This is a genomic window from Psychroserpens sp. S379A, assembly GCF_049800755.1.
GTDB lineage: Bacteria > Bacteroidota > Bacteroidia > Flavobacteriales > Flavobacteriaceae > Psychroserpens.
The window spans coordinates 205,941-217,929 of record NZ_JBNAFQ010000001.1 but is presented as its reverse complement, the minus strand read 5'-3'; the positions used below and the strand labels follow the sequence as shown (position 1 = coordinate 217,929).

Here is an 11,989-nt window from a genome sequence, read left to right as displayed (position 1 = left end):
TTTGAATTTTGAAAATAAAAAAAGGTAGCCGAATATTTTCAACTACCTTTTACTTGCTATTAATCAAAATTACTTTGTCGGACTTGTGGCAAAGTAAGTTTCAACATCAATTACACCTGCAAAATCGGCGTAAGCTTTAGAGTTAAAAATTGGTGTAGCTGCCGCTTGAAATTTTTCAGCATTATCCCAAACAATAACTACAGCTTGTGTGTGTTCTGCCAATGTTGGCATACCTTTTTCGTTAAGTTTATATACTTTAAATTCTCTAGCAAACTGATAACCCTCGTAGTTGTTTAACGAATTAAAAAACGTATTTCTTACCTCACCAAAAGCATCGGTTGTCTTTCCTTTTCTTATGGCAAATTCTACAACGGTGCCTTCTTTTTTAATAGTTTTCATATCAAATGGTTTTCCATCAACAGGCTCTAATAAGGCATAAGCTAACGGATTAAAACTTGAAAAATAAGCGACAGCTTCATCTTGTGGTAATAAACGTGCTGCTGCTTCTCCAAAACCTTGCATAGAGTTCCACTCGGTCATTCCTACTAAAATAGTGCTTAAATCAGCATTAGGCATTACTGTAAAAAACGGGTTCCATTTTCCTTCGTTTAATGTCGCATCTTCCTTTCCTAATACCTCTACAAATTTAGCTCTGGTGTCTAAAAAGTTTTGATGCTCTCCGTCTTTAGATTGGTTAATGGCAATTTCAAAAATAGAATTCATGTTAGTGTTGTTTTGTGCAGTTGCTGTAACGACAAACAACATGCTAGTTAATAAAAAGAGTAAATGTTTCATATTTTAAAGTATTGATTATAATACTGTGGCAATAGCCTCATCTAGGCTGCGTTCTGGTTTTCCTAAAATAGCGTAGGTTTCTTGAGCTGAAAATACTTCTTCAAATTGTTCAAAATAACGCAACATATCTCCAAAATGCCCTAAATCGTGCTCTGGTACTGGCACATTAATAACATTAAGGTCTAGTTGTTTTAATGCAACAAATCGTTTTGCAGCCTCTAAATAGCTCATGGCAGTTTCGCCTTGCAAATCAAAATCTTTATTAAAAGTAGCTTCATTACCAATGGCCTTTGTGATATAATCGGCTAAATCGTGCGTGTTGGTCCAATACATTGGTGTTTTGTAAGTTCCAAAAACAAACAATTGGTCTTCTTGTATAAACCAAGGTAAGGCATTTACAAACCACGTGGCATGAAACACAGTATGTGGTACTCCATATTTTCTTATGATATCATGACCGGTTTTACGCAATTTGTTGTCTATAATCATTTCACCCTTAGCATGATATTCTGGATGCAAAGCACCAAGACCGGAAATCTGAATGATTTGCTTCAATTGTGATCCTGCAGCCTCTAAAATATTCTCTACACCTTGTACTTCAGGAATAAAATTGGCATAAGGATCTGGTGCAGACAGGTTAAGATACAAGTATTCTGTACCTTCTAAAGCCGTTTTTAAACTTTCTACGCTCGTTAAATCCCCTTCAACAATCGTTACATTTTCTGGTAATTGTTGTTGTGCGCTTTCTACATTTCTAACTACAGCTTTAACCTGTACGCCGTTTTCTAGTAAACGTTTTACGGTTGGTGTTCCTAACTTTCCTGTAGCGCCTATTACGGTTATATGTTTCATAAGTATTTATTTATTAATTTTATACAAAATTGAATGATATATACTACATTTGCAAGTAGTTATTATTTTATAACATAGTAACAAAAAACGCACTTTTACTGATTACTAAACAGTTATGAAAGAAGAAAATTTAGAAAAATCTGAAAAATTACTTCGGTTTGAAGAAATTTTCAAGAGTTTAAAGCAATGTCCTGTAACATTAACGCTTAATGTTATAGGCGGAAAATGGAAACCTGCTATCTTATATTTGGTAGATATTGGCATTAATCGTTTTGGTGAAATGCACAGACGCTTACCTGGAATTAGTAAACGTATGTTAACCGATCATTTACGCGAATTAGAAAGCGATGGTGTTTTACATCGTGAAGTATTTGCTCAAGTACCGCCAAAAGTGGTTTATACTTTAACTGCAAAAGGCGAAACCTTGACACCTATTTTTAAAGCTATGGAAGAATGGGGAACACAATATGGGCAACTCGTAGAAAAATAGCCTATTGTAAAATACCTGAAAGCTGAAAATTAGCATTACCCTCTGTGGCGATATTTGCAATTCCTGCCACCTGATACGATTTTTCTGCCGCTTTTGTAATGTTAGTGAGTCCTGCAAACTGAAAGCCTTTTGTGTAACTTTTATTTACATTAAAAAGCCCGCCAAATTCAAATGCTTCGTTAGCATTACTTACGCCTCCTAGAAGGTTTACAGATACCTTATTGGTGATTTTATGAGCCTGACTTCCGTTGGTGCTTAAAGGTGGAACAAACGTAAGTTGAAAACTCTTTTTTTCTGTTTCATTAGCTGCATTGGTGTTGTTTTGTGCTTTAGTTTGATGTAAGGACACCAAAAGCATCATTAAAACTAAAGAAAATAACTGTTTCATTTTTTGTGATGTTTTTATATGGGTTTAATAAAAAACAAAACTAAATGACATGGTTTCTAAAAACTTGTAAATACCGACCAGTTTAAGATTTAATAAGACGAACTTAAGCATGAGTAATATCAATAATATAAATTACTATTTAAGTAAAATTTATGCACAAAAAAAGCGACCTTAAGATTGTAAGGTCGCTTTTAGTAAAGAAGATATTCTAGAAATTTATCACTTATTTTTTTTCAACTTGACTTCTATCGCATTTACAATTTCGGTGTAGTTATAACGTTTTGCTAAATCTAAAGGCGTATCGCCTTCATAAGTTTTTAAATCTAATCGTGCTCCTGCATCTATTAGTACCTGTGCAGCTTTTGGATTGTTGTGCCAAATAGCATCATGTAAAGGTGTGTAACCATTATTTAATCCTTGGTCGTCTATATATTTTGAGGCGTCTTTGTGCGCTACCAATAACTCTAAAACTTCAGGATTGCCTTTATAACCACCTTTATGAAAGGCAATTGCATTCATTGGGTAGCCACGTTGACCGATATCTGCACCAGCGTCTAACAGTACTTTTACCAACTTTGGATAATTGTCCCTTGCAGCTACTAATAATGCAGAATGTTTGTCGTTTCCGTTTCCGGTAATGTAAGACTCTGTATTAACAGGCTCGCCTGCTGCTATTAAAGTTGTTACTTTTTCAAGCTTTTGGTCTTCGGTTAGCTCTTTGTCTATCACCACCTGATATATTTTTTGCCCAGCTATGTTTTCTTTTAAACTCACCTCATAATCATCAATTATTTTGCGAAGAGAATCATAGCGTTTTTTGTCATTATCGTTTGGTGACGGATCCCAACCACCAATAATATCTCTAGCCATAGCGCCACCATTAGTACTTTTGGCATAAATATTTATGTCTTTAGCCTTTAAAAGCGCTTTTATATTATTGCCTTTACTGTACCAAGCAGCAACCATTAAAGGGGTATGACCAGCACGTGGTGTCATTTGGTTTACAAATGCACCGTTATCTATTAAAATGTCGATCATTTTAGGATTGTCAGTCTGCGCTGCAATATGTAATGGTGCGTTGCCCATACGGTTATCTAACTGATTTACATCGGCACCATTGACGATTAATTCGCGTACTTTAGTTTCGTTATTATCTATAATGGCTTGGTGCAATTGCGGTAAGCCTGTTGCTGTTTGTTCCATAGTTTTGATTTCTTTTTTTTCTGAAGATGCTGTTTGCTTTTGGGTGCAGTTTAACAGTATTAGGGCAGCAAAAATTATCACAAAAAATTGTTTCTTTTTCATAGCAATTGTTTGTTATTTTACGTGATAGATTAAGCCTGTTTTACCATCTTCTATAGCTTGTTTGTACAATTTGGCAAACTCAATTGCTGGTACACCATAGGTAGAATCCATTCCCATTTGTTCCATGGTTTCTTTAGCAAAAGACGGGCTTACCGCGTTAATATTAAAGTCTTTGCCTTCTACAGCTGCTGCTTTAATAAAAGCTTCTACACCTGCATTGATAACGCTTAAAGACAAGCCACCAACCATTGGTTGTTGTGCCAAAATACCAGAAGACAGCACGAAAGTTGCACCTGGATTGGCATACTTTCTACCTAGCATAACTAAGTTTATTTGTCCCATTAATTTACTTTGCAAACCATCATGAAAATCTTGAATGCTATGTTCGTCTATGCTTCCCCATTTGCCATAACCACTCGTTGCTATTAGGGCGTCAAAACCACCAATGCTTTTAAGCGTAGTATCTACTGATTCTGCATTTGCCATGTCTAATTGATAATCGCCACTTGTACGGTTTATGGTAATAATCTCATAATCTTTACCTAAAACTTCTTGTACTTTTGAACCAATAACGCCTGTTGCGCCTACTATTATTACTTTTTTCATTTTTTTATATTTCGTTTACTAAATATTCTTGAATTTGTATTTGACCATCAGTTGCTAAGGCTAGTTTCCAATGTTCTTTAACATTAAGCTGTAATTCTTCACCAGAAACCTTTTCTGCTTTTAGTTTTATGGTTAAATCCACATTAAAAGCATTGTCTTCTTCCTGAACAGTTATAGACTCTATACGATGTTCATTATTGGGTTTTAAGGTATTTTTAATGTTGGTGTACCAAGTTTCAAATCCTTCAACACCTCTAAATTCACCCTCAACAAATTGAAATTGCGTATCGTTTTTAATGTACGGTGTAAATGAAGATACATCTGCCAAAACATCAAATTTGGCAAACCAATCTTTTACAAACCGTTCGATACGTGCTTCTGGACTAGTATTGATTAGTCCCTCTAAAACCGCAGCCAATTTTTTAATATGATTATCGGCACGTTGTAAAACAATCTCTTTGGTATTATACACACCCGGAACATAAGTTAAACCATGTGTATAAACCGGTTTTAGATAATTCATTTGACTTAAATATGCCGTTTGTTGTAAGGGTTTGATTAGTTCTTCTATGGCAAAATGATTGTAACCTATTGGCGTGTATGCCTCTTCTGGTCCGCCAACGGTAATGCTTAACAAAAAGTTTTTGCCCTTTAATTTATCGCCTTTAGTACCATAGGCAAAGTTGAAACTAAATACCTCATCAAACCATTGTTTTAAAATGGCTGGCATGTTGTACCAAAAAAACGGGAATTGAAAAATAATCGTATCGGCAGCAAGCAGTTTGGCTTGTTCGGCTTCTACATCTATTTTAAAATCGGGATATTGGTTGAAGATATCACTGATTTCAAAATGAGTGAATTGTGCTGCGATTTCTGTTGATATATGTTTATTGGCTACCGAATCTTTAAGATTTGGATGCGCTAAAATCATTAATGTTTTCATTTTGTTGTGTATTAATTTATTTTTTAGTTGTACATACAACTTTGATTGACGTTATAGCATGAATAATACTTAATATTGTTATTCTAAATTATTTAGTTTAGTATTAGCTAAGTGCATATCTGTAGTAAGTTTTACGGCGAATTCTTTGCCTAAAACGTCACAGTAGGCATCGTATAATTCGCCCAAAGCTTTGTCTAAGTCTGGTTTTAATTCTTTTCCTTTTTGGGTTGCTATTATAAAGGTGTTTCTTCCTTCTTGTGTTCGTTCTACAAATTGCATTAGCATCAACTTGTCAATAAAACGGGTCATGGTAGATGCTTTTACGTTGATACGTTTACTAAGTTCGTTTTGACTTAGACCAGGTTCATCTATAATAAGCAACATTAAATGTGCATAAGAAGGCGCTAAACCTGTAGCCTTAAAGGCGTCGTCTGCTAATTTACCAATGTACCTGGATAAGGTATTTGTGGTAAAATACAGGCAGCATTCTTGAAACGATTTTAGTGGCTTTGACATATATAATATCTATTGATAGGACAAAAATACACCTTGTTAGTTGTACATACAACTTTTTAACTTAAAATTAAAACAGCAATTTTTTTAAGTTAAAATTGCTGTTTTTAGCTATTAATCGAAGTTTCTTTTTTTTACATCTTTTTTATAAACCAATCACTTGCTTTACTTACCGCTGCGTTCACTTCGGCATCTTGGTCGTAATATGCGAATTGATGAAAGGGTGACTCTAATTCTGTATCCATCCAGTGTAATTCTTTGTCGGTTGCTGCAATGTCATTAAAATAATTTTTGGTGTATTCTGGTAATACCGCTCCGTCTGAATGTATCATTAATACAGGTTTGTGCAATTGCTTTGCAGTTGGCATTGGATCTACTGTTAACCAATCTTCCCAACTTGCTACAGCAAATTTATCGTTGCTCCATTGCTTTACAGCACCACGATCTTTATTTAAATAATAATCGTATGGTCCGTACATTGCTGCAGTTTGGTTTGTTTCTGAAATCGTTGGGATATAAGCCACTTCTCCTGTTTCTCCGTACACTTTTTTAGCTTGTTGTGCAGCCTTAATTTTTGCCTGCACACCTTCTTCACCACCATAGAATAATTTTACAGCTTCTGCATCGTGTAACCAAGATGCTGTAGTGACTACAGATTTAATGCGGTTGTCTTCTGAAGATGCCATTAAGGTGTACATTGCACCTGCGCAAACACCAAAAGCACCGATTTTTGAATTATCTACGTCTTTTAGACTTTCTAAAAATGAGACGGCATTTTTTATATCTTCTTTCTTAAGATTTGGGCTTTCGTAAAAACGTGGTTCACCTTCACTTTCACCATAATTTCTAAAATCAAAAGCTAATGTAATTACCCCTTTTTCCGCTAGTTTTTGAGCATACAATCCTGCCATTTGTTCTTTAACGGTAGTCCAACTTCCTGAAACAATTACTGCAGGATACGTGTGACCTTCTACGTAATTTGCTGGGTAATATAAATGGCCTACTAAGTTTAATCCATCGCTTTTAAATGTTACTTTTTCCATAGTTTTTTGTGTTGTTTTTTCTGTTTTAATGGTATTGTGCGTTTTGTTTTTTGTTGTGTCTTTACAGCTAGTAACTACCATAAATGCTGCAAGTGCTATTGCTAATGCTTTCATAATTATTTGATTTTATCAATTAAGCCAAAACCTCTTGCGGCTACAATTGGGTTAAAAATTTCGACATACTCGGTAATTTTACCTTCTGTGTTAAATTTAAAAGTTGAATAATAGTTGTTACTGTAAAGGCCTGCATTGTTTTTTAGTGTTATGTGTCCTGTATATTTTACATATACCATTGCAGCATTATCCATTGCAAAAATCTCTTCAATATTAAACGTCATACCTTCAAAATTTGGAAAAACAGGTTCCCAATAGGCTTTTATTCCTGCTTGTCCTTGTGCTCCTTTAGGAAAAAGGTCTGAATGGTATGGATTAATTTGCTTACCATCTTCTGCAAAAAGATTGGCTACAGTTCCTGCATTTTCATCTTCAAGTGCTTTAAAGAATGCTTTAACTGTACGGATGTTTTTTTCTGAAGTTGATAATTCTTTTACATGTCCTGTAACATTATTGATAGCTTTTTGCGGTAAGGAAAGGTTACCATCTTGATATTTAAAATTAAATATCATTTTAGTGATTTTCCATTGTTTATTTATTAGTTTTAAGTCTAAATTATAAGTGCCAACTACCGTCCAAACATGTCCTTTGTTGTCTTCTAAATAATGGGTTGCCGTGCCATAAGCAAACACTTTGGCAGTTTCACCATTTATGGTTTCCGTAAGGTTGCTTATTTGATGATGAGTGTAGGTAAAACCTGGTAAAATGGTTTTCCAAGTGCTGGTAATTTCTGATGGTTTTAAGGTCGTTGCTGGACTTCCCATAGAGGAATAATCTAATACAACTTCGGTGTTAAAACAGTCTTCTACTTGAGACCAATCCCTTTCATCAGATGCTTTAAATAACTTTAAAACGATGTCTTTTGGTGATGTCATTGTTTTGCCTTGTATTGTAATTGCCACTAAGAGAGTAGCAATCGTTAATAAATATTTCATAATCTTGTTTTACGGTACAAAGATGCTACGGAACAGCGAAGAAAAATTTATAGAATCAAAGCAAGAGGTAGGAAAATCAAAGATTAGCTATTTTACGGTAGCTAGCTGGTGTTTTTTGAGTTTGTTTTTTAAAGAAACTACTAAAACTGTTTGGTGTATCGAAATGCAAACCATAAGCAATTTCTTTAATACTGGCTTCTGAATGTATTAAACGTGATTTAGCCAAATGCAAGACGTGTTTTTGTATAGTTTGTTTTGCAGTTTGACCAGTAATTAGCTTTACTACAGCATTTAGATGATTAGGATGAATATTTAATAATTCGGCATAAAATCGTGTGGTGTGCGGATTGGTTTTATTAGAAATAATTGAGTTAGGGTAAAAGCTTATTTCAATTTGTGATTGAAAACGAGATAGAATTTTTAAATCGGTTTTACGTATTTCAGCAGCAGCATTTGTATTGCTAATGTTTTTGTGAAAGTACCGTTTTACCACATTTAGTAATAGCAATAAATATGATTCGATAAGTTGAAACTTGTCAACGTTATCGCTGTGGTATTCATTGTAAATAGCATTATATACAGACAGAATTTTAGTCACATCGTCTTTACTTACTTCAAAAGGCATACTTTTTTCAATTTTTAAAAACGAAAAATGACTTAAAATATCTTGAAGAAAATTAGATTTTGCGATAAAATCTTTAGAAAACATCAAATAATAACCGTCCCAATCTGGAACAATATCCCAAGAAATAAGCTGAAACGGCGAGTTAAAAAAAATAACAGAACCGTCTGGAAAATCTTTAAAATGACCTGTAATAGCAATACCTCCTCCTTCTACTTTTATAGCTATAGCATAAAACTCGTGCCTAAACGCGGGCATTTGGCTTACTATTGTAGGCATATTGTCTTTAAAGCTTCTAATATCAAAATCGGGATGCTTTGGTGGCGAAATATTAATGGCCTTACAATAAGCCGCTATGTGTTTAAAGTGATGCATTTATACCTATTAAAGTGAATTAATGCTGAAATTTACAAAATAATACATCAATTTTTTTTTAGGTTAAAATTGCTGTTTAGACTATTAATCTATTCTTCTTTTTCTACATCTTTTTCACAAACCAATCACTTGCTTTTAAAACATGCCGTTAGTGTGCGCTTGTTTTGTAGGTACTTCTTGTATAACATCCCAATGCTCTACAATTTTACCATCTTTTAAGCGGTATAAATCGTAAAAAGCATAAGGTTTTCCACCATTCCACTCGCCTTCACTTTGTGTAAATACAAAGTTGCCTTCACCTAATATTTTATGTACTTTTTTATACACAAACATATTATTTTGTGAAGTTAAATAGGCTATCGCTTCATTTAAACCGTCTAATCCATCTTTTACCGCAGTGTTGTGTTGTTTATAGGTTTCTGTACTGATATAGTCTGTTATTTTTGAAGGATTTTCTCCCATCATAACATCCTTCATAAAGTTTTTGATAATTTTTTTATTGGTTTCGGTTTTATCTAAATCTACAATAACTGTTGGGCCGTCTATTTGAGACCTGCCACTCGCAGTCTCTGTTACTTTTGGGGTAACAGCATCCCAATGTTCGGCTATTTTATTGTTCTCAATTCTGTAAATATCAAAGGTTACCATTTCTTTGGCGCCAAAAGCTTCGGCATTATCATAGGTATTATGAGCTACCACAAGATTACCATCTTGTAGAAGACGATGGGTTTTGTAAGTGGTACCAGCTTCTTTTAATGCTGGTAAAAACTGAATTACAGGTGCTATTCCTGTTGGTGTGTGCGGATTGTGCTGAATGTAATTTTCATCAAAATACGTGCGTATTCCTTCTTCGCTGTAATTTTTAAAGAACGCATCTTGTCCGTTATTGACAATAGTTTTTAAATCTGTCATAGTGGTTTCTGTATTAACGGTGTTTACTGTTTTAGCTTCTGTTGTTTTTGTTTCTGTTTTACAACTTAACACTAAGGCTAAGTAACTTGTTAGAATAATGGCTTTGTGTTTCATTTTAATTGTAATTATTTTTGTTACAGTTTTTGTTAAAAAATTTTAGAATTGATTTTTAAACGTTTCTAACGTTGTATTTTTTAGGGTTTCTTCTATATTATTATCAATGGTTTTATACAAATCGGTTAAGTTTTGGTTTATTTTTTTGCCGATAGGACAATTAGGGTTTGGTTCGTTTTTAGCCAATCCGAGCGTATAATTTTCACCTTTAACCAGCTTAAAAATTTCGGATAAACTAATATTTTTAGCCGACTTAATGAGTCTTACACCACCATGCTTACCTTCTTTACTCTCTATTAGGTGCTGTTTTTTCAATTCGGCCAATTCTTTTCGCACCAAAACCGGGTTTATATTAATACTGCCAGCAATGATGTTAGAAGACAGATATTCACCTTCTACACTTGCTAGCAGTGTTAAAATATGTGTAACAATGGCGAATCTACTTTTAATCATTTTTATCTGTAATATTTTTTATTACAGTACAAAAGTAGAACCTTTATTTTATTTTTCCAAATAGGCCCAAGTAAAATTAGGATGATGTCCATCGCGACGCGCCATTTTTACCCAAAGCAACGTCATATGCTCTAAGTGTAAGGCTTGGTCTAAAGATCCTGTGTCTTTGGTAATATAACCCAAATCGCTAATAAGTTGTGCTACGGTTTCTTTAGCACTGGTATTGTTTCCGGCAATAAGCATTACTGGTTTTGTATTGTAATTGGGAAATTCGGCATTTATGAAATTTTCAAACCCATAAATGGTAAACGATTTTACCACGTTAGCATTTGTAGCCCATGCTTCAATTTGTTCTGAACCAGAAATTTTACTCTCTAATCCGTGAGAAATGCCTTGCCCTACAGGGTTGGTGCAATCTACCAAGGTTTTTCCTTTAAAATCTAAAGGTTTTAAGATAGCTTCGTTAGCAAAAAAAGGTGTTGCTAAAAGGATTACATCTGCCCTATCAATTGCCTCTTGTATGAGTTGTGTGCTAAATGCCGTATTCTTGGCAATAGCTTCTGTTACCGATGTGCTATTAGGATTATTATGTGCTACAATAATGTGATGTCCTTTTTTCTGAAAGTTATTGGCTAAGGCAAAACCAACGTTTCCTATACCGATAAATGCAAGTGTCATAAGCTGTTTTGTTTTTAAATTACTAAAAATGAATAAGGGAACCAAAACTGGCTCCCTTATTACCTGCTATTAATCCAACATGTTCTCTAATTGGGCTACTACTAATTGTGCAGCAGCTGCACCAGAATTTTGTTGCTGGCCTGTTATTAGGTGACCATCTTCTATGGCGTAAGACGCAAATGGTGAGGCAACCTTAAATGTTGTATTTGTTATTTTTTTAGCTTCGTCTTCAATGCGGTATGGTTGAATTTTCATCCCTACAGCATTATCTGCAAAATCTTCTTCGGCATTGGTAAAACCAGTCCATGTTTTTCCGTTTACTAATAATTCACCATTAGTGGTTTTGGCTTCTAATAATAAAGTTACCGAGTGGCAAACGGCTGCACTTGGTTTTTGAGCTTCGTAAAATGACACAAAAAGATTTTGAAGTGCTTCATTACCCTTAAAGGTGTACATTGGTGCTTGTCCGCCAACTAAAAAGATGGCATCGTAATCGTTTGCATTGACATCGGTAAATTTGTTGGTATTGGCTAACATCTGGTTAAACCAATCTTGTTGCATATAGCCCAAAGTAATTACATCGTGAGCTGCATATCCGCTTTCGTCTGTTGGGTTAGAATACCCATCCATTTCTACTTTGCCTCCTTCGGTAGATACCAAATCTACTTGGTAACCTGCTTCTTGAAACACATGTAATGGGTGGGTTAATTCGGCCGCCCAAAAACCAATAGGCCAACCAGTTTGTTCAGATATGGTAGGACTGCTAGCTACCATTAATATTTTTCCTTTATACTCAGCACCATGAAAGTGTACATAGTGTTGTATTTCTTTAACGTTTGTTTTCATAGATC

The 11,989-nt window shown here is 34.5% G+C and carries 15 protein-coding genes; 1 reads left to right on the top strand and 14 read right to left on the bottom strand.

The genetic code is table 11. The features are described from left to right. Positions 1–69: 69 nt before the first annotated feature. Both ACP15M_RS00935 and ACP15M_RS00930 read right to left on the bottom strand, forming a co-directional pair. Complete coding sequence (locus tag ACP15M_RS00935; RefSeq protein WP_425075286.1) at positions 70–795, bottom strand: hypothetical protein; 726 nt, start codon at positions 793–795, stop codon at positions 70–72. Positions 796–810: 15 nt separating this feature from the next. Continuing rightward, entirely contained in the window at positions 811–1,647 is an 837-nt protein-coding gene (locus ACP15M_RS00930) for an SDR family oxidoreductase (protein WP_425075285.1), read from the bottom strand. 115 nt (positions 1,648–1,762) lie between these two features. Here ACP15M_RS00930 and ACP15M_RS00925 point away from each other — a divergent pair, with 115 nt between their 5' ends. Next, a complete protein-coding gene (locus ACP15M_RS00925) occupies positions 1,763–2,137 on the top strand; it encodes a winged helix-turn-helix transcriptional regulator (protein WP_425075284.1) in 375 nt (124 codons plus the stop codon). A 1-nt stretch (position 2,138) separates the two neighbouring features. Here ACP15M_RS00925 and ACP15M_RS00920 read toward each other — a convergent pair whose 3' ends face one another. The 12 genes from ACP15M_RS00920 to ACP15M_RS00865 all read right to left on the bottom strand — a co-directional run bounded on the left by ACP15M_RS00920 (position 2,139) and on the right by ACP15M_RS00865 (position 11,984). Further along, positions 2,139–2,525 (bottom strand): hypothetical protein, encoded by a 387-nt coding sequence (locus ACP15M_RS00920; protein WP_425075283.1) that lies wholly within the window; start codon positions 2,523–2,525, stop codon positions 2,139–2,141. Between the two features lie 219 nt (positions 2,526–2,744). Then, positions 2,745–3,830, bottom strand: a complete 1,086-nt coding sequence (locus ACP15M_RS00915) for an ankyrin repeat domain-containing protein (RefSeq protein WP_425075282.1) — start codon at positions 3,828–3,830, stop codon at positions 2,745–2,747. A 12-nt stretch (positions 3,831–3,842) separates the two neighbouring features. Further along, a complete protein-coding gene (locus tag ACP15M_RS00910; protein ID WP_425075281.1) occupies positions 3,843–4,436 on the bottom strand; it encodes a short chain dehydrogenase in 594 nt (197 codons plus the stop codon). 4 nt (positions 4,437–4,440) lie between these two features. Further along, the gene (locus ACP15M_RS00905; protein ID WP_425075280.1) at positions 4,441–5,379 is read right to left on the bottom strand and encodes an NAD(P)H-dependent oxidoreductase; all 939 of its coding nucleotides are present in this window, start codon (positions 5,377–5,379) and stop codon (positions 4,441–4,443) included. 78 nt (positions 5,380–5,457) lie between these two features. Further along, positions 5,458–5,895, bottom strand: a complete 438-nt coding sequence (locus tag ACP15M_RS00900) for a MarR family transcriptional regulator (RefSeq protein ID WP_425075279.1) — start codon at positions 5,893–5,895, stop codon at positions 5,458–5,460. A gap of 131 nt (positions 5,896–6,026) precedes the next feature. Beyond that, a complete protein-coding gene (locus ACP15M_RS00895) occupies positions 6,027–7,049 on the bottom strand; it encodes an alpha/beta hydrolase (protein WP_425075278.1) in 1,023 nt (340 codons plus the stop codon). Positions 7,050–7,051: 2 nt separating this feature from the next. Further along, positions 7,052–7,984: a nuclear transport factor 2 family protein gene (locus ACP15M_RS00890; RefSeq protein ID WP_425075277.1), complete on the bottom strand. Its 933-nt coding sequence runs from the start codon at positions 7,982–7,984 to the stop codon at positions 7,052–7,054. 76 nt (positions 7,985–8,060) lie between these two features. Continuing rightward, positions 8,061–8,981 carry a helix-turn-helix domain-containing protein gene (locus ACP15M_RS00885; protein WP_425075276.1) on the bottom strand — a complete coding sequence of 307 codons (921 nt, stop codon included), beginning with the start codon at positions 8,979–8,981 and terminating at the stop codon, positions 8,061–8,063. A gap of 135 nt (positions 8,982–9,116) precedes the next feature. Further along, a complete protein-coding gene (locus ACP15M_RS00880) occupies positions 9,117–10,007 on the bottom strand; it encodes a nuclear transport factor 2 family protein (protein ID WP_425075275.1) in 891 nt (296 codons plus the stop codon). Between the two features lie 42 nt (positions 10,008–10,049). Further along, positions 10,050–10,460, bottom strand: a complete 411-nt coding sequence (locus ACP15M_RS00875; RefSeq protein ID WP_425075274.1) for an RrF2 family transcriptional regulator — start codon at positions 10,458–10,460, stop codon at positions 10,050–10,052. 48 nt (positions 10,461–10,508) lie between these two features. Then, the gene (locus ACP15M_RS00870) at positions 10,509–11,138 is read right to left on the bottom strand and encodes an NADPH-dependent F420 reductase (RefSeq protein WP_425075273.1); all 630 of its coding nucleotides are present in this window, start codon (positions 11,136–11,138) and stop codon (positions 10,509–10,511) included. 69 nt (positions 11,139–11,207) lie between these two features. Further along, entirely contained in the window at positions 11,208–11,984 is a 777-nt protein-coding gene (locus ACP15M_RS00865; RefSeq protein ID WP_425075272.1) for a type 1 glutamine amidotransferase domain-containing protein, read from the bottom strand. Between the last annotated feature and the right edge of the window lie 5 nt (positions 11,985–11,989).